The organism is Pseudochrobactrum sp. AO18b (assembly GCF_000409565.1).
Classification (GTDB): Bacteria; Pseudomonadota; Alphaproteobacteria; order Rhizobiales; family Rhizobiaceae; genus Pseudochrobactrum; species Pseudochrobactrum saccharolyticum.
Genome location: NZ_ANNO01000052.1, coordinates 38,416 through 64,066, shown reverse-complemented (window position 1 = coordinate 64,066; position 25,651 = coordinate 38,416). Strand labels below are relative to the sequence as shown.

Here is a 25,651-nt window from a genome sequence, read left to right as displayed (position 1 = left end):
CCGGGGGGGCTTTCTGAAATTTACACCGCATCCTGCAAGATTCTACAGTAGTAAGAGCGACCACAACCCGTAAACTTTAGCCAGTAGATTTCACACTGACAAAGCTAAGCGGGATAAACGCCATGACTATTAAGAGTCTTCTTCTTGGCTCTGCTGCTGCATTTATTGCGGCAACCGGAGCGCAGGCCGCCGACGCTGTTATTGCGCCGGAACCGGAAGCCGTGGAATATATGCGCGTTTGCGATGCTTACGGCGCGGGCTATTTTTACATTCCCGGCACAGAAACCTGCTTACGCATCGGCGGATATGTTCGTTACGATGCATCTTTTGGCGATGATCCCTACACCGGCAGCAAACTCGGTTATGTTGATGCGAATGGCGACCATCAAGACACTTGGGATAAACTCGCACGTTTCACTCTGCGCACCTATACCACTTCGGAAACCGAACTGGGCACGCTTAAAACTTTTACTGAAAACCGCTTCAACTTCTCAAATGGTTCACAGGGCGCCCATACGCTGAATTATGCTTATATGCAGCTTGGCAGTCTGCGGATGGGGTTGGATGAATCCGCATTTCATACTTTCACCGGATATCTCGGCGACATCATCAATGATGACGTGGTTGCAGCGGGTTATTACCGCACCAATCTGATCAGCTATACTTTTGCTGGTGGCAATGGTTTCTCAGCCATCATATCGCTCGAACAAGGCGGCGATAAAGGGCAAGATAATTATTATGATGATGCCTCCGGTGTTTGGCTGCAGCGCGATTTCAACAACCGTATCGACAGCTATATGCCGCATGTGGTTGGCGGCCTGAAATTTGAACAGGGTTGGGGCGCTATTGCAGGCACTGTCGCCTATGACTCCAATCTTGAAGAATGGGCCGGTAAAGTTCGCCTTGATGTGAATGTAACAGACACATTCTCCCTGTGGGTGCAGGGCGGTTACGCTTCTTATGAAGAGAATACCGGCATGTATGGAAACTGGGGTGGTGACTGGGCTGTCTGGGGTGGTGCGCAGTACAAAGCAACCGACAATGCGACTTTCAACATTCAGGCTGCTTATGAAGATTGGGGCAAAACTGCTTTTGCTGCGAATGTCGCCTATCAACTGGTTCCGGGTTTCACCATCACTCCGGAATTCAACTACACCACATGGAAAAAAGACCATCCTGTTCGTATTCTCAGTGGTGAAAAAGATGCTGTCGGCGGTGTGGTTCGTTTCCAGCGCTCCTTCTGATGAACAGTATTAAGGAGATTTTTCAACGACAAGTCTCTTTAACAAACGTGGATATTTAATAGTTGTTCTGACCTCCAGTCTTTGAAAAACTAATAATGAAAGCCACGTTGGGAAGACACGGTGAAAAGGAGACTTTTCACCGTGTTTTTTGTATCTGCCCCTGCCGATCATTTATCTCCGGTGAGACATTTATTAGCCGGATACAAATACATAGATTAACTTGATTATTTAAGTCATATTTACTACACACATAAAATTCCTGACAGAATCCTTTATGCGGCAGCGGTAGTTTTTGACCTGATAATGTGGAACTTCACCTCCCTTTTTAGAAATTACAGCGCAGAGCTGCAACGTTTCCTGCGTCGCCGTGGTGCTGCGCAGGATGTGGCGGCAGACCTGACTCAGGAGACTTTTCTGCGCCTGATGACAGCAGCGCGTAAAAATAAATTTGCAACCCTGCCCGATAATCACAAAGCCTATCTTTTCCGTGTGGCGGCAAATTTGCAGACCGACCATGCCCGCAGCCAGAAACTGAACCCGCTGGCAGGCCACACCGCCGCATTAAGCGAAACATTTGCCGATCCCGCGCCGCTGGCCGATGAAATTTTGATCAGTGCTGAATTCATGCGCATACTCGAACAGGCTTTGTCGGAAGTGCCGGATATTCCGCGTCGGGTTTATCTCATGCGGCTTGACGGCAAGACATTTGCTGACATTGCCCGTGAATTGCATCTGCCGCTGCAAACTGCCTATAGCCAGATGAACCGCGTGATGATCCATCTGCAATATCGCATCAGTCAGGCGGAAAACGGCCTGACAGGTAAACGCGCATGACCACCAAACCAGATATCAGCGACAATGAACACTGGAGCGCGGAGGCCGAACAGGCGCTTGATCCGGTGATGCGCAGGGCAATCGACTGGTTTACTGTGCTGAGTGACGGACAAGCCGATGAAGAGACAATAGCCGCGTATCAGCGCTGGATTGCAGCCGATCCGCACCATGCCAAGGCCTATAGAAAAGCGGAAATACTCTGGGCAGCTACAGCGCAGATGCACCGGAGGCAAAAGCGCAAGACCACGCGCCGCATGAACCGGCGCAATTTCGGCAAATTAGTGTTGCTCGCCGCTTTTGGCGCAGGCAGCTATGGCGTGGTGAAAACAACCGCACCGGATTTTCAAACTGCCAGCGGAGAGCGCCGTCTTGTGGCTTTAGCGGACGGTTCGCAAATTCATATGTCCGGCGGCACTGCTCTGTCCGTCAAAATAACAGAGACGCAGCGCAATATTATCCTGTATCACGGAGAAGCCTATTTCAGTGTTGCACGTGGTCAGACACCTTTCAGTGTTCAGGCCGCTTCCGGCCGTGTGACAGCGCTTGGCACAAAATTCAATATTGCTTTACTCAATGATCTGGCTGAAGTTCTGGTGACAGAACATGCTGTTCGCATTGATTATGCTGCACAATCCGTCACGTTGCAGCAGGGACAAAAACTCACTTATGAAAAGCAGCAGATCAGCGCCCCGCTACCTGCGGACGACCAGATTGATTTGTCATGGCTGGAAGGACGGCTGGTTTTCATCGACAAGCCTTTGAGTGATATTGTTCAGGTGCTCAATCGCTGGTCGGCAGAGCAGCTGATATTAATGGATAGCAGCCTTGCACAACGTCCGGTGACACTGGTTGTCAATATTCAGGATATTGATACGGTTTTGACACAACTCACCCAAACATTGCCGATTAAGACCCGCCATATACCACTATGGGGCACGCTGATTTATAGCGCCTAGAGCGCCGTGTGTCAGACTTGGCACACATAGGTCGCTCTAACACTTTCAAATTAGCGGAAAACTGCGCTTTCAAATTATTTTTTAAAATATGATAATTTTTATCAGAAAATCACAAAAGCTTTCCGTCTTACAGTCAGAACCTGTTTGCTGATCTGGAGAAACGGAATGCCATTGCCGGTAAAAAGCGGAAACCTCAAAAAGCGTATGATTTTGCGTCCGCAAATATGGGCCTGTTCTGTGGCGATTGCTGCACTCATTATGCCTGCGGCTCATGCGCAGCAGCTTGAAGCAACTGCGACGGCTGCCGCAGAAGCAAAACGTGACTTTTCGCTTACTGCACAACCACTGTCTTCCGCGATTGTGCGCTTTGCAGCGCAAACCGGCACGAATATTCTTGTTGACGGCACCCTGCCCGCCAATATCCGCACCGCACCCGTGCGAGGTAAGCTGAGCGTTGATGCTGCGCTTGCACAAATGCTCAGCGGCACAGGCTATTCCTATCGCCGCAATGATGCGCGCTCCTTCACCCTGATCCGCCCCGGCGCACAGAATGCAGTAAAGGCAGGTGATGCGGATGTGCAGCTGAATGTGATTACCGTCAACACCGGCACGCCGAGTGTCAGCGGTCTGGTTGCCGGTAAAGATGCTCCTTATGAAACAACTGCGGCGGTAACCTCCATTGATACGGCTACACTTCAGGAGAAGAATGCCGGTAATATTGATAATGCCCTGCGCGCATCTGCAGGTACATTTACCCGCAAGGCAATGTCCGGTGCCGGTGTTGCGGTCAATATACGCGGCATGGAGGGCTATGGCCGTGTGAATATGATGATTGACGGTGCCCGCCAGAATATCCGCGTGATGGGACATGGCGTGTCCGGCGGCTCTGCTTTTGTCGACAGTGATCTGCTGGCCGGAATGGATATGGGGCGCGGTTCTCTGGGCGGTGCTGCCGGTGTCGGCACGCTGGGCGGGGCCGCCAATTTCCGCACTCTGGGTATTGATGATGTGATCTTGCCCGGCAATTCCTATGGTGCCATGTCGACCATTAAATTCGGTAATAATGCCTATGACTGGTCAAGAATGGCTGCAGCCGGTGCACGCACGCAAAATGGTATCGGTTTTATGGGGGCTTTTAACCGTCGCGACTCCGGCGCACCGAAAAGCGGGGTGGATGAAAAAGGCCGCCGCCTGATCAATCCCAACCAGCAGGAAGATCTGAAGTCCGGCCTTGCCAAACTGGAATTTGGCAATGGTGAGGATCACAAGCTGCTGCTGGGCGGTGTCTGGTATAATAATAAATCCACAATCCGCAGTGAACCGCAGACCTATCGCAATCAGACTTATACGGCGCGCTATGATTTCACGCCCGATAATGACCTGATCGATCTGACCGTTAACGCCTATTATAATGATGCGCAGGTCAGATTTACGGAAGGAAATTATGCAGGGCAGTTCACCCGCGATAAGGGTATGGGGATTGATGTCACCAATCGCAGCCATCTGGATCTGACCAATGATGTTGCGCTGAAACTGACCTATGGCGGCGCATACTATCATGATGATGTGACCAATGGTCAGTCCTGGGGCACAGGCGGCCCCGGAGACGGCAAAATCGGCATTGGCAGCCTGTTTACCGATGCGACTTTTTCCTATGGCATGTTCGATCTGACAACCGGCTTCCATTATGACACATTCCGGCTGCAGGGTGATGTTGCCAGAAAACGCGGCAGCGAAACCGTGCTAGAAGCAATCGACCGGTCTGACAGCAGCCTCAACCCGCGGGTCACACTGGCTGTAACACCTGTGGACGGCATCCAGCTCTACAGCACCTATGCGAAAACCTTCCGTCCGCCGACTGTGACTGAAACTTTCTTCCCTGGCGCACATGGCAAGACACCGAACCCGACCAGTCCTAATCCTGACCTCGAAGGCGAGACCAGCAAGGGTTGGGAATTCGGCGTGAATGTGCTGGAGAAGGATGTGCTGGCCTCCGGCGATGCCCTGCGCATGAAAGCCAATTATTTCAGCAATGATGTTGAAAATTACATCACATCGGGCCCTTACTCGATGAAGAATATGCCGATGCTGAAATTCATCAATATACCGGGTAAAACCCGTATCAAAGGTTTTGAACTGGAAGCCAATTATGACAGCGGTTTTGCTTTTGCCGGTATTTCCTACTCAAAAACCAAAACAGATCTGCCTTATGGCATGTGGTCGGATGGCTTTGGAATTGGTGAGCTGAATGGTCTGCCGGACTATACTGTGACCATTAATGCCGGTTTCCGCGCATTGGATGAAAAACTGACAGTCGGCGGACAAATCCGCCGTGTCGGCAAGACCAAAGCGGTGAAACCGCCGATGGGACCCCAGCTGATTGATGTTGAAGGCTATATGCTTGCAGATGCCTATGCTTCCTACAAATATAATGAAAATGCGACCTTCTTTCTCAATATTGAGAATATCACCAATCAGGCCTACAAGCCGGCGCAATATATGGATGCACAAAAACTCGGACGTGGCCGCACGGTTATCGGCGGCATGACACTGCGTTTCTGATCCGCATAAAAACATACGGAGCGCTGATGATACTTCAGCGCTCCGCTTAGAGCATAATTTTAAAGTGCCAGAGCGAGTTTTGTGCGCCCCTTGTGCGTCCAACGGGGGCACGGAGCTCTAATGTGCAGCATCGACATAGAAATATGTACCAGCCATTGCACCGTTCAATCCGCAATAAGGCACTGTGCCGGAAGGCCCGTTTTCCGTGAGCTTCAAAACTGAACCTGCACGGGTAAGCTCTATCGTCCAGCCATTATCGACAGCAACTTTCCCTTTTGCTTCGCCATCAGGCTCGACAACACCCTCAGCATTGCATGTCCAATAGCCTGTGACCTGTTCTGTGCCATTACCGTCGAATGTAAGCTTGCCCGCTTTATCGGCAGAGATTGTGAGCAGCGCATTATTGTTACGCCATGTACCCTGCAATCCCGCCGGAGGCGTTGGTTCAACAGCATTGAGGATTTTCTCCCTGTTGGTCAGCGTGAACTCAAGCCGCTCAGTCAGCCTCTCCTGCGTTTGTGTGGTCAGACTGAAAAGTTCATCTCTGTCTGCAATGAACTGCCGCTGATCATTCCTCAGGGCTGCGGCCGCTTCATTATCCAGCTTCTTCAGCAATTCCGCATAGGTTTCAGCAAGTTTCTTATCAGCTGCAGCAATCACCGCAGATGCACAAATAGCCTTCTCGGCATCACCGGATGCTTTTGCACAATCAAAGGAAGGCGCAGCCTGAGCCGTCATCAAACCTGCGGTTAAAGCCACCAGCGCCCAGCCGGATTTATGCATCAAAGAAATCAGCATTATGAAAGCCTTTCAGTGCAAATATGAACCGGTCGTCAGACCGAATATCAACAACCTATACAAAAATGAATTTCCATAAAACCGCATCAGCGCATCACAATAGATTACACAATTTCATCAGCAACAATTTTAACATCGAAACAATAATTACGAAATTATATCTTCCGGCAGTTTTTGTTGTTTCCTGTTGCGCCAGATATAAAAAAAATGCTCTTTATGAGCCCCGTAAAATTTACGCCAACACAACAACATTATTGGAGCCGCGGTTATATGAGATATCGCAATATTACCCTCATTTGCGGTCTGGCTACTTTCCTGACCGTTCCGGCAGTTGCAGTCTCTGCTCAACCCCTGTTTGAAATAACAGCCGTAAACCGCGATGTCGTTCCCGCCGGTGTGCCCGCAGCCTTTGAAGTTGCATTCCCGAAAGCTGCGCGCAGTGAGGCCAAAGTCACAGTCGGCGATGATAATTTTCTTTTTGTGCCTTTAGCATTCATCCCGTTATCTGATACCCGTGTTGCCCTTGTAAGTACCGGTGCCAATGAATGCACCAGTCAGGCTTGCTCAGGTCTCAATGCTGTCCATTATCTGGACCATGATGCAGGCGAACCGCGATATCCCTATACATCTCAGGGTGAATGGCTGAATGTCGGCATGACAGGCGTTGTCGGTAATCCCGCAGACAGCTGGGGATGGAGCGCAGATATTGCTGACGCGCCGGTTCTCTACACGGAAGGCGGTGGCGGCGGACAGGGACTTTTCTGCTCATTCGGCGTTTTGACCGAACTTGGCGCATCCGGTCCTGTTGAAATCGCACGCATCCCAGTCGCTTTTTCCGATGCCCGTGATGAAGCAACAGCCAAAGAAGTTACCGGCATGATTACTGCCGCTGAAAAAGGCAAAAGCATTACGGTTTCCTACAAGAGCGGATCAGAGAATTTTCAGGAAGTCTATAAGCGCGGCGCAGACGGGCGCTTCACCCTTGAAGGTCAGAGCCGCGTTCCTTCCTGCTGAACTGCCGGATGAAAACACCCGCAAACCGGCCGGAGGGGACTTCCCCTTCGGCAATTATATTGACCGCAATACAAAAATAATGTCTTTTTATATAAGCAATACTTAAAATCCAACATTCGGAACGGAGCGTCTATGGCAGCAGAAGGGCTTGGACAAACACTCGGACCGGCAGTGGTACTTCTCGCAGCAGGTGTGGCGGCTGTACCGCTTTTTCGCAGACTTGGTCTGGGCTCTGTACTTGGCTATTTCGCTGCCGGAGCTCTTGTCGGACCATCCGTTCTGGGACTGTTTACCGACCCTGCCACAATACTGCATTTCTCCGAGCTCGGCGTTGTCATGTTTCTCTTTGTCATCGGACTGGAGATGCGCCCAAGCAAACTCTGGACGATGCGGCATCAGATTTTTGGCCTTGGTCTGGCACAGGTTCTCGGCTGTATCGCCCTGCTCAGCGGTGTCGGAATGCTTCTCGGTCTTGCGCCCGTCACAGCCCTGATTGCCGGAGCGGGTTTTGTCCTGTCTTCGACAGCCGTCATTATGTCCATGCTACAGGAACGCGGTGAGATCGCGACGCCTGAGGGGCAAAAAGCCGTTTCCATTCTGCTGCTTGAAGATTTGATGATCGTACCTCTGCTGGCACTGGTGGCTTTTCTTGCACCCCAGCAGCAGGAGGCCAGCGGCCTGACCGGTATCGCAATTGCCGTCGGTGCCATTCTGCTGCTGATCGCCGTCGGACGATGGTTGCTTGATCCGTTTTTTGCCTTGCTGGCACGCGCCCGTGCCCGTGAAGTTCTGACGGCCGGTGCCCTGATTGTCGTGCTCGGCGCCGCATTGCTGATGGAAGCCAGCGGCCTTTCCATGGCAATGGGTGCCTTTCTGGCTGGCGTAATGCTTTCCGGATCAAGTTATCGCCACCAGATTGAAAGCGACATTGAGCCTTTTAAAGGGCTTTTAATGGGACTGTTTTTTCTTGCCGTCGGCATGTCGCTCGATCTCGGCATTGTCGCAACCGACTGGCCGACGATCCTCTTATTTCTGATTGCCTATATTCTTACCAAGGCCGTCGGAATTTACAGTGTTGCACGGCTTTTCGGCTCCAGCCACCATCATTCACTGGAACGTACCCTGCTCTTTGCGCAGGGCGGTGAATTTGCTTTCGTGCTCTACACTTCAGCTTTCGGCAACGGCCTTATCGATGCCCGCGACAATGCATTGTTTTCAACGGTGATTATTCTGTCCATGGCCGTCACGCCGCTGATCCTGCTGGCAGGCGCAAGGTTTATGAAACAGGAAACCACCTCCCTTGACGGCGTTGAGCCAGTTTGCAATCTGAAAGGCAGGGTTTTGCTGATCGGCTTCGGGCGTTTCGGACAGATTGCGTCACAATTGCTGCTGGCGCACCAGACAGAAGTCGCCATCATTGAATCCGATCCGAACCGCATCCGTGAAGCGCAGAAATTCGGCTTCAGGATTTTCTATGGTGACGGTTCACGGCTCGATATATTGCATCATTCAGGTGCAGATGAAGCTGAAATTATTATGATCTGTATTGATGATCCCAAAGTGACCAATCACATTGTTGATCTGATTAAACAGCATTTTCCCGTTGCAAAACTTCTTGTACGATCGTTTGACCGAACCCACTCCATTGAATTGCGTAAGGCCGGTGTTGATTTCGAATTGCGCGAAACTTTTGAATCTGCACTGCTTTTCGGTATGGAAGGGCTGCGCCAGCTCGGTCTTGATGACGAAAGCGCGGTTGATACGCTTTATGATATCCGCAGCCGCGATGCCAAACGCCTGACAGAACAGGTTCAGGGTGACATTTTTTCCGGACGCGAACAATTACTCACCGGCACTCCTGTGCCGGAACCGCTGACCCAACCGGCAAGAACAAGCACCGCAGAAGATACGCCTCAATAACCGTCAGCATGCATCAGACTTCACCGGAAGCCCGCTGCGGTTATTTTCACTTCCCGCAGGTTCATATTCATCTGGTTTTGAAAACGGGCAACCGCCGCATCACTGAGACGGCGGATCATCACTTTGTCACCGCGTTTGAGCGCATCAATATAGGCCGCATGCTGGACAAGAAAATTCAGCATTGAGGTTTCTGCGAGCGCCTGACGCTCATCATTACCCAAGCGGGAAAATCCCGGATTATTGCTCAAGGCCTGCCGGATTTGCTGCCGCACAGCACTCGCTTGCTGCTGATTATTATCGCTGTCATTGGCCATCATCCAGTTCAGGATCAGATAGGCAGCAACGGCATCAACCACATCGCCGGAGCGAAATCCGTCTGCCTTAACAATACTGACCCAACTGGCGACCGGATTACGCTTGCGGAAGATTTCCCGCACCTGGTGTCCGGCCTGACGTCCCGATGTTTTTTCCACGAAATCCGTAAATTGTCTTTGCACCTGTAATGATACAGCCGCAGATGCACGATAGGTTGTGGAAACCGCTCTTTGCTTGCTTTTCCTCTGCGGTGCAGGGCGCTCCCGCGCAGAGGGCATCATATTATCGCGCATGGACTGATGCATCTGTCCGAGGGCATCACTTGCCGCAAAATTCTGGAACAGATAATCCTGCGCCATGCCGGAATTCGGTATTCCGAGGAACAGGATAACCGCCCAGCTGAGGCGTTTGCTACTCATGCAGTCTCTCCGTATCACGTTGAGGAAAGCTCAGAATATTCAGACCATGGTAGCAGATGATTTTTCTGTGTCCATAAAGTGGCCGAAGCTTCATAAAAGTCTGTGGCCGCGTCTTTGATTAACGACGGTTGAAACAATAAGTGTAATGTCACCACCGGAAAGCGCTGATATTGAATATTTCAGTCAATGGAACAATTTCACCTATTTCATGAGTTGAAACAGCTATGACAATCATTCGCAAAATACCGGTACTGAAAATCATTATTACAATTGCAACATTGTATAGTGCGCCGGTTTTTGCGGCCAATATCACATTGGACAGTTTCATCGGTGCAACAACTGACATTGATGCTGCAAAGCTTGAAAAACTGGCCGTTGCGGTTGAAGCAAATCTTCCGGAAACAGCCAATCATTTGCAGAGCAATCTTGGCGGGCGCAAAGCCCTGCAACAATATGCATCTGCGATGCTGTCACATGGGCAGGCAGAGCGTTTGGGCAAGCAATGGGCGGGGCTTATTGCGAATAGTGCTATGCTGGACAAGGCTGAGAAGAAAGACGGCAGCGTGTGGTTTCCCCATGCAAAAGATGCCGGTTTCTTTGCCGGTGGCATTACCGCAGCGCTCAGCCAACACCCTCAAGCGATCGGAAATTTCAGCACCGGAGCCGGTCTGGCTGCACCGGCAGCAGGGCAGGATATTGCAGAATGGTTCTCCCACTCTGTATCTGCGCTGTCGCGTCCGGCGCGTGCTGCATTTGACCAATCCCTGCGTGCCGCTGCCGTGCACTGAATATGTTGTTCGGGGAAAAGTTTAAAGATGACAAATATTTATCCCGCTTATAGAAGTGCGTAACAGCAAATTCCGTTACCATGAAAAGCGAGACCGGATATGGCCTTCGACATCATTCTTTCTCAGGGCCGTATTGCCGACCGTACATCGGGCGCAATTCCCGGTGCCGCCCTCACCGCCGCTATGGTTGGGGAGCTCATCCCCGCAACGGTCACCACGGTCGGAACACCTTCACCGGCCAAAGAGGATGACTGGTCAGAGAGCCTGCCTCAGGCGCATGACACATTAACCGCTATCAGCAATGCTGTGGCAAACAGCCTTCGCCAAAACCGGATACCGGTTTTGCTTGCCAATACCTGTTCAGCAAGTCTCGCCAGTCTGCCTGTAGCTGCCCGCGAACGACCGGACAGTGTGGTTTTGTGGATCGACGCTCATGGCGATTTCAACACTCCTGCTACAACCGGCTCCGGCTATCTTGGCGGCATGGTAGTTGCTGCGGCCTGCGGCCTGTGGGACAGTGGCTCAGGGAGCGGCTTGCGGCCGGAACAGGTGATTATTGTCGGCGGACGGGACATTGATGATGAAGAAGCTGCATTGCTGCAAAAAGCCGGTGTCCGCGTTATTCCGCCATCAGAAGTAACACCGGAAGCCATTATGAAAGCCACCGGCGATGCACCGGTCTGGATTCATGTTGACTGGGATGCGCTTGAACCGGGCTTTGTGCCTGCCGCTTATAAAGTGCAGGACGGCTTGCTACCGGAACAACTCCGCGCATTATTTGCAGCGCTGCCGCGTGAGAAAATTGCAGGGATTGAACTTGCGGAATTTGAAGCATCGGATGACGATCAGGCCAATGCCGCGGCTCTGGGTATTCTGAAAGAGATTGTCACTCCTTTATTCACAAAAGGGTAATGTCCAACCTGCTGACTACTCACAAGCAGTGTCAGGGCTTAGCGATGACGCGCCGTCGCTTCTGATCGTGCTGCCTATGAATACCTGTATGAAAGCGCAGTTCCGGCAATTGCGCTTTCACTGACACAGCCTGTTCCGCCAAATTACGCGCTACCTCTGCACAGGCCTGTTCATAAGCAGCCGCTTCCAGCCATATTTCCAGAAGCTGCTGCCCGTGCTGTACAGTCCGGTAATCGCTGATACCGGTCTTGGCTGTTGCCATCGCCTGCCGGATAAGATCAGACGGGATCATACGCAATGTGCCGTCTGCTGTGCGCCAATAGAGAATATCATCACAGCGCCCCTCAATCCGCTTCAGACGAAGACTGGCACAACCGCACGGACAAGGCTCATTATCGGGAATTAATATATCGTCGAGACGATATTTCAGCACCGGCTGTGTCTCGCGCGTCAGATCTGTAATGATTGGAGCAAATGCGCCGCTGGCTTCATCAATTATATCACGCTCAATATGTACATAGGCTTCGTTAAGATGCAGGTTACCGGCGCGGCAGGTCATGCCCAATACACCTTCCGTGCATTGATAGACCTGATCGACCCGCACGCCAAACACCGCTTCAATCGCGCTTTTGTCCTCCGGTGACAGCACTTCCGCCACGGAGATAAGACAGCGCGGAGCAATGTTGATTATCCGCTCCTTCTGCGCCTGTGCCAGAAGACCAAGAATTTGTGCTGGTGCGATAAGCACTGTGGGTTGCTGATCCGCAAGCCTTTGCAAATGGCTGTTAAATGATTGTAACAGATCATAAAATTCAAAACTGATCAGCGCATTGCCCAGCCGCTCATAGAGCATATTATTGGCACGCAGAAACAGAGACACACGCTGTCGCTGCAGAAATGACGGTGAAAAGCGCCCCAGCATCAGCGTGGCCCATAATGCCCGCTCGCGCTTGTTCGAGGCAAAAAGTCCGCGTTGTCCTGAAGTGCCGGTAGAAAGCCCCACAGCAATATTGCGGATCATCGGTGCGAAATCACGCTCCTGCTCAGAGGTCAGTGCAATATGCAGCGCTTCTTCCTTCGTGATACCAGCGGTGTTGATATCGGTGAAATGCTCCATCATCAGAGCTTTATTCATCAACGGCCAGTCAGATAACGGCTTACCGGCATAAGGCGCATAAAAAGGGGAGCGCGGCATGATATTGCGGCGCAAATGCTGAAACGCCTTTTGCTGATGCTGCGAAATCGCCTCACGGGATGCAAAACCTTTGCCATATCGGGCACGGAGAAAGACGGAAAGCGGGGTCATCCTCTCTCCCCGTGGCTGTTCAAAGGATAGGCTTCCGTGCAATGCGAGGCCATAATCCGTACCTGCGGATTGGTCAGATGAAATGCACGCAGCTTTGCAAAAGTCTCAAGAAAAGCATTGCGGTCGCCAAGACGGCGCAAAGTCATATCGGGCGGCAACCGGTTTTGTCTCAGTGCTTCAAGGCTCCAGATTGCATCCGCCACCAGAAAAATTGCGCCTTGTGATGTGGCAGGCAGAAACAAACCTGTCTGGCCGAAACCATGCCCCGGAAGTTCCACGACCAGCGCCGACTGATCGCCCAGAAGGTCATAACCATTGCCGAAAGCCTCAAGCCCGTAAGTTGCAAGGCTGACGCAAGGCAATGACTCGATGGCCTGCAAATTCAGAGATTTCAGCCTGTCGCGGATGAGCGCCGGACATCCCGCCTTTAAAGTCGCAAGACGGGGCGCGGCCAGTTTCTCAATCGCCTGACGCGATGTTATAACCGGCGGTATTGCATGCAGATCGAACAGGCCCGACACATGATCGGCATGAAGATGCGAAAGAAAAACAAGATCGGGCTGAGCAATGCCGCGCTTTTGCAACTGTTTTGGCAGGCTGTCATCAGCATCAAAGGTAACGGGTGTCAGCCAGCGGTAAATCCGCTCGGGAAAAGCTGCCGTTGCCTCTCCGAACAGCTTTCCGTAACCCGTATCAAACAGAATTGTGCCGCGCACCGGATGGCGCAGCACTGCAATACCGGCAGGAAAACGCCCGATACGCCACGGTGCACCGCGCTGCGTCATCGCCAGCGGCCCCCTGCAATAGCCGACATGAAAAGATGTAAAATCCAGAATGGTTTCAGAGATTGCCGGCATAATCTTTAATCCCGTCCTCAATCGCCACGGCCGGTCTGTATCCCAATTTTACCTGCGCTTTGCTGATATCCAGTGTCAGACTGCAACCGAGCGATGCCACCGCCTGACAGGTCAGCACCGGCTCGCGGTCAGGTGCGAAAATGCGATGCAAAAATTCCAGCCCTTTGGCCAGCCGCATGGCATTACCATAGGAAATATGAATTTCACGCGGATGAGCATTATTTAATGCACAGACCGCTGCCAGCAATTCAGAGAAACGGTAAGCCTTGCCGGACGTGATATTGAAAACCTCACCGCAGGCATTTTCACTGAAACCGGCCAGCGCCATAGCCTGTGCTGCGTCCGACACATGAGTGATATCTATCCGGCTTTGCCCGCCGCCGATCATCGGCACCCGCCCGCGACGGATTGCCTGCAACAAACGCGGCATCAGCGAGCGGTCACCGGTGCCGTAAATCGCTCTGGGACGCAAGGCACTGGTGCGCATAGCTCCCTGCCGGTCTGCAGCAAGCACCAAACATTCCGCTTCATATTTGGTACGGGCATAATGACTGGGGAAATTTGCAGGCAATTCCGCATCTTCCGCCAGGTTAAACCGGTCTTCTCCGTTGGCATAAATACTCGGTGAAGATGCGAAGACAAACCGCGCCACATCCGCTTTGCGTGCAGCATCCAGCAGGTGCTGTGTCGCGGTTACATTAATCACCTGAAAATCTTCCGCTTTGCCCCAAGCTGTTGAAAGAGCGGCGCAATGAAAGACAATATCAACCTGCTGAAAGGCTTGCGCCGGATAATTGGCGCGCAGGTCAAAAGAGATAAACTCAATCCCGTGCGCTTGCAGCAATTGACCGGCACGCGCATCACGCCCCTGTGCCAGAACCTGATGTCCCTGCGCAGACAGATATTTTGCCAGAGCGTTGCCGAGGCATCCTGTTGCCCCTGTCACAAGTATCTTTGCCATTAATACCGCAATATTGTTCCGCCGATGGAAATCCCTGCCGAAGTACCGGCAAGCAAAACCAGATCATTGCGCTTAAGCCGTTGTTCCGTCACCGCCATATGGAGTGCCATCGGAATGGACGTGGCGATCTGATTGCCGAAACGCGAAAATGTATGAATAACCTTATCCGGATGAAGTCCGATCCGTGCCAGCCCGTGTGTCAGCGACGGGCCGCTCGCCTGATGGGGAATGATGCAGTCAATATCCGCAATATTCAGTTCACCTTGCGCGAATAAACGCTTCAAAAACCGTGGCAGATAACGCGCTGTTACGCGGAAAGCCGCCTGCCCGTTCATGCGAAAGTAAGAGGCATCCGCTGCCGCCACCGGATCAACCGCGGCTGATATCCGCGTGCCGCCACCAGCAAGCACACAGGCATCGCGCCCTTCCGAATAGGTTTCAAAACGGCTGGCAAGCAGACCTTCGCCATCGGCTGTCAGCACAACGGCCGCTGCACCATCGCCAAAAATGGCGGCAACATCCGGCTCATTCCAGTCCAGACCGACTGAGGCAATATCTGCGGAAAAAATCAGTACATTGCGGGCAAACCCCAGTTGAATTTTCATAGCGGCAAGATCGAGCGCCTGAATAAAACTGAGACAGGTTGCATTCACATCATAAGCTGAAATACCGGATTTCCCCAAACCCAGCCGGTGCTGAACCAATGTGGCGGTTGAAGGAATAACCTGCTCCATAACCCCGCAGGCACCGAGGATAAGATCAAGCTCCTGCGGCGCAATACCGGCAGCATCCAGTGCCTGCAATGCGGCCTGCTCAGCCATGAAAGAACTGGTTTCCGCACCTTGCGCCACATAGCGGGCATTGAGGCCAAAGCGGTTTTCCACAGTACCGGACGGCCAGTCCAGCATCGCATCAATTTCCGTGGAGAGAACACATTTTTCAGGCAGATAAGCGCCGGTTCCTGCGATTTTCAACCCTGGTTTCAATCCGGGACTTCCCGCACCATTTTCAACGATGGCCATTGATACTCGCAATTAAATTATGGTGTTCTTTAACGGGGTCGCATGATAGCCCGCCCCGGTCAAGAGACGTTTTGTAACGGAGTTTAGTGACAATGACGGCAAAGTCAGGCTATTTAACGGGTCTGTGCTTCAGCGAAAGACCATGTTTCGCAGACGGGAAATGAGCGGGAGACCGGATGAATTCGCTGTATTTGCGCCTTTGGACTATGCTGACCGGCTGGGGTGCTGTCGGGCTGATTTACAGCCTGACCAGCAGTCAGGATCAGGCATCGGCCATCATGCTGCAACCGTCAGCGATTGATCTGTGGTTTGATTTCGACCCAAATGCTATCTGGCTATACTTGTCTTTTTTCCCGCTGGTGGCGATGGCATATCTGTTTTGCCCGCAAACACGGCTGGTCTGGCTGGCGAGATCCATGCAGCTTTCTGCCTTAGGCGCAGGGATCATTTTCACCTTCTGGCCGACAACAATGCAGTTTCCGCCGGTTACACAGGATACATTCAGCGCCTCGGTTCTGAAATTGCTGATCCAATATGATTCATTGCAGAACTGCCTGCCGTCCCTGCATGTGACGCTCACAATACTGGCAGTCTGTGCGCTTTGGCAAAGAACGCATATTCTGCGCAGTTCCGTTATAGCTCTGTGGGGCGCAGCGATTACAGTGTCTATTCTGCAATTACATCGCCACCAATTCGTAGACCTGCTCGGCGGCACGGCTCTGGCTATCTGTGCAGGCCTGCTCACTCAGCGGGTGCTGAATATGAGAGCGGAAATGGCTGTGAGGCGCGCCACATGATCGCTATTACCTTTCCGATTTTTCTGCTGATTATCCTTGTGCTTAGTGAAATGATTATCCTGAGCAAAACAGGCAAGGAAAAAGTCGACTGGCATGATGTGGTGTTCAACCTCAATTCCGGCCATCTGATGCTTTGGCTGTTTCGTGGTCTGGAACTTGCCTGTTATGGTTTTATCGTTGCAAATTTCAGCCTGAATATTGTGTCGGAGTGGTCACCGGTCTGGCTGTGGTTGTTTGCTATTCTGATGTGGGATTTCTGCTTTTACTGGCTGCATCGTCTGCATCATAAATTCGCGCTGCTCTGGGCTGTGCATGTGGTGCATCATCAGGGAGAGCATTTCAATCTGTCGCTGGCCGTGCGCAATTCATGGTATTCCTCCCTCGCTTCCATTCCCTTTTTTATCCCTATGGCACTGCTGGGCGTTCCGCTATCCGTCTTCATCACGGTTTCAGTGCTGCATTATGCCATTCAGTTGATGAACCACAGCGCTCTCACGCCAAGACTTGGTTTTCTGGAATATATTCTGGTCACACCGGCGCATCACCGCATCCATCATGTGGATGACAGAGCCTATTCGGACTCGAATTATGCGGGAAGTTTTGTGTTCTGGGACAGGCTGTTCGGCACCTATCGTCCGGATCTGCCTGAAACAGATTTCGCCTATGGTGTAAAAGGCAACAAGTCTTCTCAGAACCCGTTTATTGCCAGCAATGAGCCTTTCCGCCAATATTTGCAGGCACGCAGAGAGAAGAAACAACAGAAAGCGCCGGATTTTGTCAGCTCCGGTTTTATTATCTTAAGCGGTGCCGTCATCCTGTTTGCACTCGTGACCGGCTATATCTGGCTCTATGGCTATCAGCTCAGCCAATCTGTCACAGAACAGGCTTTGCTGTTTATTTTCCTCGCAACCGGCTCCATTGCTTTAGGCGGTATCAGTGAGGGCAGACAATGGGCAGTTCTAGGCTGGTTTGCGATTACATGGCTGATGCTGCTCAGTTTTGCGCTGTATTTTGAATGGCACGGTCTGTTCTGGATGGTCTCTATGACTGCCTTAGCCGCACACAGTACCGCAGTGTTATTCGGCTGGGGGCGCACTGCCGTAATCCACAGCGCTGATACCCTGAAATAATCTCTGCAACTTATCCGGTAAAACATCCGTCTTAGTCGCATTGACTCTCCGGCGAAGAAGCCGTATCGAAAGATGATTAATCGTTTAATCAAGATCGTCTTATGTCCGATTCCCTGCAACCAAAACAAACGGTCAATCTTAGCGATGTCGCTAAGGCTCTTGGCGTGTCAGTTGCAACGGTGTCCAATGCCTTGTCCGGCAAAGGACGCGTATCGGCCAGTCTTATCTCCCGCATTAAAACTAAAGCTGCCCAGATGGGTTATGTCCCGAGCCATACAGGGCGGGCTTTGCGCACAGGGCGCAACAGCGTGCTGGGTCTGGTCTTGCCGGATATTGCCAATCCGCTGTTTCCGCAGATTGCACAGGCGATTGAAGCAGCGGCTGCGGCTGCCGGTTATGGTATTCTGATTGCAGACTCGCGCGGCGACGTCAGTCTGCAGACTGAGGCGATCAACCGCTTGATTGAATATGGTGTCGATGGTCTGGTGATTGTACCGCGTCTTGGCACCCGCATTGCGGATCTGGATATTCCTGTCGCGGTGATCGACAGCCCTTCAACCCCCGGCAATACTGTTGCGGCGGATCACTGGCAGGGCGGCGAACTGGTAGGACAACATCTGCTGTCCGGCGGACACCGTAAAGTGCTGCTGATCGGTAAAAATCCGGCCTCTATCGTGCAAAATGACCGCTTAGGCGGTATTCGCGCAGGATTAGGCAGACAAACAGACATTGATGTTCTGTGGATCGAACATCACGAGGCTGAATTCGGCAAAGGTGCCCATCTCGGCCTGAATGAGAAAATTGCATCCGGCACAACGGCCATTGCCGCCGTGTCTGATGTGCATGCCCTGCGTGCGATGACCGAGCTTTATCACAGCGGGTACCGCGTGCCGGATGATGTCAGTGTTATTGGTTTTGATGACCTGTTTTGGGCTTCGGGCATTACGCCTGCGCTTTCCACCGTGCGCATGGATTTGCCGCGCATCGGTGAGATTGCCATTGCCTCACTGGTACAGGTGATTGAGAGCAAAAGTGAAAATCGCAAAGGACCGGTGCCGACATTCGGCACCTCCCGCGTACCGATGACGCTGATTGCCCGCCAAACATGCCGTTCTATTCTGTTCGATCACTCATCAGAGCATTTCCAGTATCAATGAAAACATCAGAAATGCTCTGTCTCTTTGTTCTTATCGCATTATCCGGACGAACAACCGGTTCCCACTTTTTCTGGAAATGCTCCAACTCCGCAAAAGGACTTTAAAAGTGCTGAAGAAACTCATCGCCGCATCCACCATGGCGCTTCTGACCACAGCGTCTTATGCCGCTGACAAAACCCTGACCATCTCGGTTTACGCTTTTGCGCAGGATGATTTTAAAGAAATCCTCTACAAGCCGTTTGAAGAAAAATGCGGCTGTAAACTGGTTGTTGAAACCGGCAACAGCGTAGAGCGTCTGGCTAAAATGGAAGCCAACAAAGCCAGCCCTGTTGTGGATATGGCTGTTGTTTCTATGGCTGATGCGCTGCAGGCTTCCCGCGCCGGCCTGATCGACAAGATCGACACATCGAAGCTTTCCAACTTCGACAAGCTCTACGACATTGCCAAAGACCCGAACAAAGACGGCATGAGCGTTGGCTATACATTCTATGCAACCTCGATCGTCTACCGCACAGACAAGATGAAAATCGAGTCCTGGGCAGATTTGCTGAAGCCTGAATATGCACCGCATATTGCTTTCCCGAATGTAACCACCAATCAGGGCCCGACAGCGCTTTACATGCTGGAAAAATCCCTTGGCCATAATGAAGCTGATCTGAAAAACGCCATTGCTGCGGTTGGTGAAAAGTCTGATGACATTGTGACTTTCTACGTCAAATCCTCGCAGCTCGTGCAGCTGATGCAGCAGGAAGAAATCTGGGCAGCGCCAATCGGCCGTTTCTCCTGGGCGCCTTTCACCAAACTTGACCTGCCGCTCGGCTGGGCAACACCGAAAGAAGGCCAGACCGGTGGCATGAATGTGATGGTCGTTGCCAAAGATTCCAAGAACCGCGATCTGGCGCTGGAATTCATGGACTTCTGGCTCTCAACAGAAATTCAGACCAAAATTGCTGAAAAGCTGGTCGACAGCCCTGCCAATAAGGAAGTTAAGGTTTCTGACGAAGTTGCTGATAATATTACCTATGGCGAAGAAACCGCTAAAAGCCTTCAGCTCATTCCGTCTGATGTCGTTCTCGACAACCGTGACACATGGCTGAAAGAATGGAACGCCAAAATCGGCCAGTAATCCGGCCCAAATAACAGCAGCTGCCCGTAACATTTGCAGTTCACGGGCAGCTTTCTTTTTTGATGCATTATCCCGCCTCCGGTTAGGCCACCTGTCTTATAGGAAAGCTTATGTTCAACAACCGCACCGAAGCCATGTGGCTGGCCTTGCCGGCAGCGCTTTTCGCGGCACTTGTCTTCCTCGTCCCTGTCATTCTTCTGCTGTCTGAAGGTTTCAGATCGACAGAAGGATGGACAATTGCCCCATGGATTGATTTCTTCTCCGAGCCGATGAACCGCACCGTGTTCTGGCGTACCCTGCGGCTGGGACTGGAAGTAACCGTTGTCGCCGCGATTATCGGCTATGCCACCGCATGGGCGATTGTCGGCCTGCCTGCCAATTCCAAAGGCCGGATGATCGGTCTGATCATGCTGCCAATGATGATCTCGCCGGTTGCCCGTACCTATGCGTGGATCGTTATTCTCGGCCGCACCGGTATTATCAATCAGGCCTTGCAGGCTGTGGGTTTAAGCGATGCGCCACTGCGTATTCTGTTCACCGAAACCGCAATCTTCATCGGTCTGCTGCAGCTGTTTCTGCCGCTGATGGTAATCTCGCTGATCAGTGCGCTGGAAAATCTGCCGAAAGATGTGGTGCCTGCAGCCCGCGTGCTCGGTGCAAGCTGGTTTACTGTTTTCTGGAAAATCATTCTGCCGCTGACCAAAGAAGGTCTGGTTGTTGGCGGCACACTGGTCTTCACCGGTTCGCTCACCGCCTATATCACACCGGCCATTCTTGGTGGCTCCAAGGTTCTGATGCTGGAAACACTGCTCTATCAGCATGTAACCGTATCCAATAATTTTGCTGCGGCCAGCGTTATCGCACTCATTCTCGTCGTGATGAGTTTCGCCGCTAATATTCTTCTGAAGCGTATTGCGACAGTGAAGGGCAAAAAATGAACACGAATTTGCTTTCACGGCTGATTAATCCGGCCAATCTAGTTCTCTGGCTCGTCATTGTCTTTCTGATCGGCCCGTTCCTCATCATCGTTGCCGCATCTTTCTCGGCCGGTGACACACTGGCATTCCCGCCGCAGGGCTTCTCGCTGAAATGGGTCTATAAGGTCTTTACCATCGAGAGTTTCCAGCAAAGCTTCGTCACCTCCATGGTTCTGGCGGTCGGTGGTACTCTGGTGGCTTTGGCACTCGGCGTACCGGCAGCCTATGCGATGGCGCGCTATGACATGCCGTTTTCTGAAACCGTGCGCACGATTGTCTCTTCGCCGATCATTGTGCCGGGTATTATCGTTGGTCTGGCACTGCTGCGTTATTTCGTGGTGCCGGTTGGTATGTCGATCACGCTGGCGCTGTTTTTGGCGCATACGGCACTGGTGCTGCCTTATGCCGTGCGCGTGGTGTCTGCCAGTCTCAACAATCTGCGCTCGGATATGGAAGAAGCGGCTGTGCTGCTCGGCTGCTCGCGTGCCGGTGCTTTCTTCCGCGTGGTGATGCCGAATATCCGCGGCGGTATTCTTTCCGCTTTCATTCTCGGCTTTGTCACCAGCTTCAATCAGGTGCCGGTGTCACTGTTCCTCTCCGGCCCCGGTGTGCGTACCCTGCCAATCGATATGCTGGGCTATATGGAAATCGTGTTTGATCCTTCCATCGCAGCCCTCTCCTCTCTGCTTGCTTTTCTGTCCATGGGCATTGTCCTTCTCGCAGAACGTTTCCTAGGATTCTCCCGCTATGTCTGATCAAGCCTTTCTTACTCTCGACCAGCTGACACTGCGTTACGGCAACACTACGGCCGTGGATAAGCTCAATCTCACAATCAACAAAGGTGAGTTGCTGGCGCTGCTCGGCCCTTCGGGCTGCGGTAAAACCACTACCATGCGTGCGATTGCAGGCCTGATGGATGTGGCAGGCGGCACCATCCGTCTGGATAATAAAGACATTACCCGTGTTGCTGCCAATAAGCGCGAAATCGGGCTGGTGTTTCAGTCCTATGCGCTGTTCCCGCACCTCACTGTATTTGACAATGTTGCCTTCGGCCTCAAGCTCAAAGGCATCAAGGGTGATGAACTGCGCCAGAAGGTTGAAAGCGGTCTGAAATCCGTTGGTCTGGCCAAATTCGCTGACCGTAAGCCGCCGGAATTGTCCGGTGGTCAGCAGCAACGTGTTGCCCTTGCCCGCTCGATGGTGATGGAACCGAAAGTGCTGCTGCTCGATGAGCCGCTGTCCAATCTGGATGCGCGTCTGCGTCTCGACATGCGCACCGAATTGCAGCGCGTGCAGCAGGAAACCGGCGTGACCATGATCTTCGTGACTCACGATCAGGCAGAAGCGTTGGCGCTCGCTGACCGTATCGTGGTGATGCGTGCCGGTGCGATTGAACAGATCGGCACACCGGAAGAAATCTATAATCATCCGGCATCGCGCTTTGTAGCTGACTTTGTCGGTTTCGAAAATGTCTATGCGATCCGCGACGGCAAACTCTATTCCGAAACTGGTGAAGTGCCGCTCAATGCACCATTGCCGAAAGCTGCCGGTCTGGCGTTCCGCCCGAAGATCGTCACACTGGGTTCCGGCCCGCTCAAAGGTATTGTGCGCGGCGCCGCATTTGCCGGTAACACCCGTGAATATGTGCTGGAAACACCATTCGGCTCAGTCAAAGCCGATGTTGATGCCGCTCTGCCTGCCTATGCACTGGGCGATGAGGTTGCCTTTGATCTGCCAATTGATCAGGCGGCAATTCTGGAACGGGAGTAAATTTCAGCATGGGTGTCTGGATTGATACGGATATGGGCTTTGATGATATTGCCGCCATTCTGGTGGTGAAACATCTGGGTCTAGAAATCGACGGCGTGTCTCTCATTTTCGGAAATACGGAACTTGGTCAGGTCTGCCGCAATGCGGCGGGCGCGACACAGGTTTTCGGCTGGGATTTTCCGATCTATCGCGGGCGGCACAAACCGGTTCTGGCGGAGATTGAAACTGCCGCCGGAATTCTCGGCGAAACCGGCATTCCGACACTCGGCCTGAATTTACCTGTCTGTGAAGATAATACACAGGGCTGTGCCTTCACCGCCCTGTGCAACTGGCTGGAAAATACCTGCGGTACCAAGCGCGTTCTTGCACTTGGCCCCCTCACCAATATTGCCGCGCTGGCACTGGCACGCCCCGATCTGGCAGCACAGATTGACGAGTTGGTCTGGATGGGCGGCGGCGTTGGCAAAGGCAACCACACGGCCTCGGCCGAGTTCAATGCTCTTGCCGATCCGGAAGCACTGGCAATTGTGCTTGCCCATGAGCTGCCACTGAAAATGGTAGAGCTTGATTTCTGCCGTAAAATTCTGGCCACGCCGGATGATGTGCATCCGATCCGCGCAGCCGGTGGTGCCAATGCCGCTTTGATTGCCGATATGACAGGCGGCTTTATCAATATTGCAATCTCGCGTGGCCGCACGGCCATGGCGCTCTATGATCCGGCAGCAGCTGTGGCTTTTGCCCGTCCTGATCTGGTGCGTTTTGACAGGGCTTTTATCGGTGCGGAACTTTGCGGCTCGATGACACGCGGCCGCACCGTGGTAGAAACCCGCTCCAGCCATGCCGCCTTCAACGCCGCCTATGCAGCTGACGGCGATGCGGAAGCCATTCTCGGCATTATTTTCGATGCCCTCAGAACAGAGGCAGCCAAATCATGACACATGCAAAACCCTTTGATCTGAGTTCCCCTGAACTGCGCCTTAGAGCAGCAGCCGCGGCACGCGGTGCGGAAGCTTTTGACTGCCTGATTATCAACGGCACCGTCATTGATATGGTGACCGGAGAACATCGCCGTGCCGATATCGGCATCACCGGCGCTCTGATTGCCTCCGTTCATGCACCCGACAGCCGCAAAGATGCGGCAAAAATCATTGATGCCAAAGGCGGTTATATCACACCGGGTCTGATCGATACGCATATGCATATTGAAAGCTCGATGATCACCCCTGCCACCTATGCACAAGCCGTGGTGCCGCGTGGTGTAACAACCATTGTCTGGGACCCGCATGAATTCGGCAATGTGCATGGCGTAGCCGGTGTTGACTGGGCAATTGCGGCAACCCGTGATCTGCCGCTGCGTACCATTATGCTGGCACCTTCCTGTGTGCCGTCCGCACCGGGACTGGAACTGGCCGGTGCAGATTTTGACGCTGATGTACTAAACAATCTGCTGGCACGTCCTGAAATCGGCGGCATTGCCGAAGTCATGACCATGCGCAATGTCATTGACGGCGAACCGCGGATGAGTGCCATTGTCCATGCGGGGCTGGCAGCGGGCAAACCGGTATGCGGTCATGCACGCAGCCTCACCGGCTCTGATCTCGCGGCCTTTATGGCAGCGGGTGTGACTTCCGATCATGAGCTGGTTTCCGGCCAAGATCTGATGGAAAAACTGCGTGCCGGTCTGACGATCGAGATGCGCGGTTCCCATGACCATCTGTTGCCGGAATTTGTGCAGGAACTGAACCGCCTCGGCCATCTGCCGCAAACTGTTACCCTCTGTACGGACGATGTATTCCCTGATGATCTGCTCAATGCCGGTGGTCTTGATGATGTGGTGCGCCGCCTCGTGCGCTATGGCATGAAACCGGAATGGGCTTTGCAGGCGGCAACGCTCAATGCAGCGCGCCGCTTTGGTCGGGATGATCTGGGGCTGATTGCGGCAGGACGCCGTGCGGATATTGTGATCTTCGACAACCTGTCCGACTTCACTGCACAGACCGTGCTGACCAATGGTGCAGTAGTTGCTTCAAGCGGTGTTCTCGCACATTCCCTCACCAGCACCAGCGCCGGTGATTTCCTGCAATCCATGAAGATCGGTGCTTTAAGCGCCGATGATTTCCGCATTCGCAGCGATGCCAAGAGCGTTGTGGTGGCAACCATTGACCGCCCGCGCTTTACTCAATGGGGTCAAGCGGAAACGGACGTCGTCAATGGTTTTGTAGTACCGCCGCAAGGTGCAACCATGATTGCCGTTGCCCATCGCCATGGTCGCGCAGAAGCGAAACCGCGCGTTGGTTTCCTGCGCGAATGGGGCAGCTGGCGCGGTGCTTTCGCCACCACCGTTTCCCATGACAGCCATAATCTCACAGTCTTCGGCGGCAACGAAGAAGACATGGCACTCGCAGCCAATGCCGTGATCGCTGCCGGTGGCGGCATGGCTGTTGCGCTGAACGGCAAAGTCACTGCTCTGCTGCCATTGCCGGTTTCCGGTCTGGTGTCTGAGGCATCGCTGGCCGATGTCGCCGCGCAGTTTGCAGCTTTGCGTACCGCTATGGATGATGTGGTTGACTGGCAGCCGCCTTATCTCATTTTCAAAGCCTGTTTTGGTGCAACACTGGCCTGCAATGCCGGCCCGCACCAGACTGATCAGGGCATTGCCGATGTTAAAACCGGACAAGTGCTGGCCTCCCCTATTTTGCTAGAGCGTGTCGCGTTTAATCTCACTCATGGCGCTCGCCCTAGTTTTTCTTAATTGTCGCATGTTCGCGAACGCTAAATGAGTCCAT

General features: G+C 52.7%; 23 protein-coding genes. 17 read left to right on the top strand and 6 right to left on the bottom strand.

The window, feature by feature from the left end; translation table 11 throughout:
* Positions 1-122 precede the first annotated feature (122 nt).
* The 4 genes from A918_RS0102500 (at position 123) to A918_RS19220 (ending at position 5,596) form a co-directional block, all read left to right on the top strand.
* Positions 123-1,244 (top strand): porin, encoded by a 1,122-nt coding sequence (locus tag A918_RS0102500; RefSeq protein ID WP_022709528.1) that lies wholly within the window; start codon positions 123-125, stop codon positions 1,242-1,244.
* Positions 1,245-1,547: 303 nt separating this feature from the next.
* Positions 1,548-2,078 carry an RNA polymerase sigma factor gene (locus A918_RS0102495; RefSeq protein WP_022709527.1) on the top strand — a complete coding sequence of 177 codons (531 nt, stop codon included), beginning with the start codon at positions 1,548-1,550 and terminating at the stop codon, positions 2,076-2,078.
* The gene (locus tag A918_RS0102490) at positions 2,075-3,034 is read left to right on the top strand and encodes a FecR domain-containing protein (RefSeq protein WP_022709526.1); all 960 of its coding nucleotides are present in this window, start codon (positions 2,075-2,077) and stop codon (positions 3,032-3,034) included. The genes A918_RS0102495 and A918_RS0102490 overlap by 4 nt, the downstream gene beginning before the upstream one ends.
* A 165-nt stretch (positions 3,035-3,199) precedes the next feature.
* Complete coding sequence (locus A918_RS19220; RefSeq protein ID WP_022709525.1) at positions 3,200-5,596, top strand: TonB-dependent receptor; 2,397 nt, start codon at positions 3,200-3,202, stop codon at positions 5,594-5,596.
* A gap of 117 nt (positions 5,597-5,713) precedes the next feature.
* Here A918_RS19220 and A918_RS21230 read toward each other — a convergent pair whose 3' ends face one another.
* Positions 5,714-6,394, bottom strand: a complete 681-nt coding sequence (locus A918_RS21230; protein ID WP_022709524.1) for a lysozyme inhibitor LprI family protein — start codon at positions 6,392-6,394, stop codon at positions 5,714-5,716.
* Between the two features lie 270 nt (positions 6,395-6,664).
* Between A918_RS21230 and A918_RS0102475 the strand changes: the two genes are divergently transcribed.
* Entirely contained in the window at positions 6,665-7,408 is a 744-nt protein-coding gene (locus A918_RS0102475) for a hypothetical protein (protein ID WP_022709523.1), read from the top strand.
* A 132-nt stretch (positions 7,409-7,540) separates the two neighbouring features.
* On the top strand, positions 7,541-9,328 hold the full coding sequence (locus tag A918_RS0102470; protein WP_022709522.1) for a monovalent cation:proton antiporter-2 (CPA2) family protein: 1,788 nt from the start codon (positions 7,541-7,543) through the stop codon (positions 9,326-9,328).
* 20 nt (positions 9,329-9,348) lie between these two features.
* On the opposite strand, the gene A918_RS0102465 is transcribed toward A918_RS0102470, so the two are convergent.
* On the bottom strand, positions 9,349-10,062 hold the full coding sequence (locus tag A918_RS0102465; protein WP_022709521.1) for a DUF6683 family protein: 714 nt from the start codon (positions 10,060-10,062) through the stop codon (positions 9,349-9,351).
* Between the two features lie 224 nt (positions 10,063-10,286).
* Between A918_RS0102465 and A918_RS0102455 the strand changes: the two genes are divergently transcribed.
* Entirely contained in the window at positions 10,287-10,850 is a 564-nt protein-coding gene (locus A918_RS0102455) for a hypothetical protein (RefSeq protein WP_022709519.1), read from the top strand.
* Between the two features lie 99 nt (positions 10,851-10,949).
* Positions 10,950-11,762: an arginase family protein gene (locus A918_RS0102450; RefSeq protein WP_022709518.1), complete on the top strand. Its 813-nt coding sequence runs from the start codon at positions 10,950-10,952 to the stop codon at positions 11,760-11,762.
* A 31-nt stretch (positions 11,763-11,793) separates the two neighbouring features.
* On the opposite strand, the gene A918_RS19210 is transcribed toward A918_RS0102450, so the two are convergent.
* The 4 genes from A918_RS19210 to A918_RS0102430 are packed head-to-tail and all read right to left on the bottom strand — an operon-like array spanning position 11,794 to position 15,908.
* The gene (locus A918_RS19210) at positions 11,794-13,068 is read right to left on the bottom strand and encodes a F390 synthetase-related protein (protein ID WP_022709517.1); all 1,275 of its coding nucleotides are present in this window, start codon (positions 13,066-13,068) and stop codon (positions 11,794-11,796) included.
* Positions 13,065-13,925: an MBL fold metallo-hydrolase gene (locus tag A918_RS0102440; RefSeq protein WP_022709516.1), complete on the bottom strand. Its 861-nt coding sequence runs from the start codon at positions 13,923-13,925 to the stop codon at positions 13,065-13,067. The genes A918_RS19210 and A918_RS0102440 overlap by 4 nt, the downstream gene beginning before the upstream one ends.
* Complete coding sequence (locus A918_RS0102435) at positions 13,909-14,886, bottom strand: NAD(P)-dependent oxidoreductase (protein ID WP_022709515.1); 978 nt, start codon at positions 14,884-14,886, stop codon at positions 13,909-13,911. The genes A918_RS0102440 and A918_RS0102435 overlap by 17 nt, the downstream gene beginning before the upstream one ends.
* On the bottom strand, positions 14,886-15,908 hold the full coding sequence (locus A918_RS0102430) for a 3-oxoacyl-[acyl-carrier-protein] synthase III C-terminal domain-containing protein (protein ID WP_022709514.1): 1,023 nt from the start codon (positions 15,906-15,908) through the stop codon (positions 14,886-14,888). Before A918_RS0102430 ends, A918_RS0102435 begins: the two co-directional genes overlap by 1 nt.
* 176 nt (positions 15,909-16,084) lie before the next feature.
* On the opposite strand from A918_RS0102430, the gene A918_RS0102425 reads away from it, so the two are divergent.
* From A918_RS0102425 to A918_RS19200, 9 genes are all read left to right on the top strand, one after another.
* The gene (locus A918_RS0102425; RefSeq protein WP_022709513.1) at positions 16,085-16,705 is read left to right on the top strand and encodes a phosphatase PAP2 family protein; all 621 of its coding nucleotides are present in this window, start codon (positions 16,085-16,087) and stop codon (positions 16,703-16,705) included.
* Positions 16,702-17,835: a sterol desaturase family protein gene (locus A918_RS0102420; protein WP_022709512.1), complete on the top strand. Its 1,134-nt coding sequence runs from the start codon at positions 16,702-16,704 to the stop codon at positions 17,833-17,835. Before A918_RS0102425 ends, A918_RS0102420 begins: the two co-directional genes overlap by 4 nt.
* Positions 17,836-17,936: 101 nt before the next feature.
* A complete protein-coding gene (locus A918_RS19205) occupies positions 17,937-18,992 on the top strand; it encodes a LacI family DNA-binding transcriptional regulator (RefSeq protein WP_022709511.1) in 1,056 nt (351 codons plus the stop codon).
* 109 nt (positions 18,993-19,101) lie between these two features.
* Complete coding sequence (locus tag A918_RS0102410) at positions 19,102-20,118, top strand: PotD/PotF family extracellular solute-binding protein (RefSeq protein WP_028233275.1); 1,017 nt, start codon at positions 19,102-19,104, stop codon at positions 20,116-20,118.
* A 110-nt stretch (positions 20,119-20,228) separates the two neighbouring features.
* Positions 20,229-21,056 (top strand): ABC transporter permease, encoded by an 828-nt coding sequence (locus A918_RS0102405; RefSeq protein ID WP_022709509.1) that lies wholly within the window; start codon positions 20,229-20,231, stop codon positions 21,054-21,056.
* Positions 21,053-21,850 carry an ABC transporter permease gene (locus A918_RS0102400; RefSeq protein WP_022709508.1) on the top strand — a complete coding sequence of 266 codons (798 nt, stop codon included), beginning with the start codon at positions 21,053-21,055 and terminating at the stop codon, positions 21,848-21,850. Before A918_RS0102405 ends, A918_RS0102400 begins: the two co-directional genes overlap by 4 nt.
* Positions 21,843-22,865, top strand: a complete 1,023-nt coding sequence (locus tag A918_RS0102395; RefSeq protein WP_022709507.1) for an ABC transporter ATP-binding protein — start codon at positions 21,843-21,845, stop codon at positions 22,863-22,865. The genes A918_RS0102400 and A918_RS0102395 overlap by 8 nt, the downstream gene beginning before the upstream one ends.
* An 8-nt stretch (positions 22,866-22,873) precedes the next feature.
* Complete coding sequence (locus A918_RS0102390) at positions 22,874-23,800, top strand: nucleoside hydrolase (protein ID WP_022709506.1); 927 nt, start codon at positions 22,874-22,876, stop codon at positions 23,798-23,800.
* Positions 23,797-25,617: an adenine deaminase gene (locus A918_RS19200; protein ID WP_022709505.1), complete on the top strand. Its 1,821-nt coding sequence runs from the start codon at positions 23,797-23,799 to the stop codon at positions 25,615-25,617. The genes A918_RS0102390 and A918_RS19200 overlap by 4 nt, the downstream gene beginning before the upstream one ends.
* Positions 25,618-25,651: the final 34 nt, after the last annotated feature.

Excerpts from the sequence above, each read along its gene's own strand:
- A918_RS0102500 (WP_022709528.1), top strand. The coding sequence starts at position 123 with ATGACTATTAAGAGTCTTCTTCTTGGCTCTGCTGCTGCATTTATTGCG.
- A918_RS0102495 (WP_022709527.1), top strand. The coding sequence starts at position 1,548 with ATGTGGAACTTCACCTCCCTTTTTAGAAATTACAGCGCAGAGCTGCAA.
- A918_RS0102490 (WP_022709526.1), top strand. The coding sequence starts at position 2,075 with ATGACCACCAAACCAGATATCAGCGACAATGAACACTGGAGCGCGGAG.
- A918_RS19220 (WP_022709525.1), top strand. The coding sequence starts at position 3,200 with ATGCCATTGCCGGTAAAAAGCGGAAACCTCAAAAAGCGTATGATTTTG.
- A918_RS21230 (WP_022709524.1), bottom strand. The coding sequence starts at position 6,394 with ATGCTGATTTCTTTGATGCATAAATCCGGCTGGGCGCTGGTGGCTTTA.
- A918_RS0102475 (WP_022709523.1), top strand. The coding sequence starts at position 6,665 with ATGAGATATCGCAATATTACCCTCATTTGCGGTCTGGCTACTTTCCTG.
- A918_RS0102470 (WP_022709522.1), top strand. The coding sequence starts at position 7,541 with ATGGCAGCAGAAGGGCTTGGACAAACACTCGGACCGGCAGTGGTACTT.
- A918_RS0102465 (WP_022709521.1), bottom strand. The coding sequence starts at position 10,062 with ATGAGTAGCAAACGCCTCAGCTGGGCGGTTATCCTGTTCCTCGGAATA.
- A918_RS0102455 (WP_022709519.1), top strand. The coding sequence starts at position 10,287 with ATGACAATCATTCGCAAAATACCGGTACTGAAAATCATTATTACAATT.
- A918_RS0102450 (WP_022709518.1), top strand. The coding sequence starts at position 10,950 with ATGGCCTTCGACATCATTCTTTCTCAGGGCCGTATTGCCGACCGTACA.
- A918_RS19210 (WP_022709517.1), bottom strand. The coding sequence starts at position 13,068 with ATGACCCCGCTTTCCGTCTTTCTCCGTGCCCGATATGGCAAAGGTTTT.
- A918_RS0102440 (WP_022709516.1), bottom strand. The coding sequence starts at position 13,925 with ATGCCGGCAATCTCTGAAACCATTCTGGATTTTACATCTTTTCATGTC.
- A918_RS0102435 (WP_022709515.1), bottom strand. The coding sequence starts at position 14,886 with ATGGCAAAGATACTTGTGACAGGGGCAACAGGATGCCTCGGCAACGCT.
- A918_RS0102430 (WP_022709514.1), bottom strand. The coding sequence starts at position 15,908 with ATGGCCATCGTTGAAAATGGTGCGGGAAGTCCCGGATTGAAACCAGGG.
- A918_RS0102425 (WP_022709513.1), top strand. The coding sequence starts at position 16,085 with ATGAATTCGCTGTATTTGCGCCTTTGGACTATGCTGACCGGCTGGGGT.
- A918_RS0102420 (WP_022709512.1), top strand. The coding sequence starts at position 16,702 with ATGATCGCTATTACCTTTCCGATTTTTCTGCTGATTATCCTTGTGCTT.
- A918_RS19205 (WP_022709511.1), top strand. The coding sequence starts at position 17,937 with ATGTCCGATTCCCTGCAACCAAAACAAACGGTCAATCTTAGCGATGTC.
- A918_RS0102405 (WP_022709509.1), top strand. The coding sequence starts at position 20,229 with ATGTTCAACAACCGCACCGAAGCCATGTGGCTGGCCTTGCCGGCAGCG.
- A918_RS0102400 (WP_022709508.1), top strand. The coding sequence starts at position 21,053 with ATGAACACGAATTTGCTTTCACGGCTGATTAATCCGGCCAATCTAGTT.
- A918_RS0102395 (WP_022709507.1), top strand. The coding sequence starts at position 21,843 with ATGTCTGATCAAGCCTTTCTTACTCTCGACCAGCTGACACTGCGTTAC.
- A918_RS0102390 (WP_022709506.1), top strand. The coding sequence starts at position 22,874 with ATGGGTGTCTGGATTGATACGGATATGGGCTTTGATGATATTGCCGCC.
- A918_RS19200 (WP_022709505.1), top strand. The coding sequence starts at position 23,797 with ATGACACATGCAAAACCCTTTGATCTGAGTTCCCCTGAACTGCGCCTT.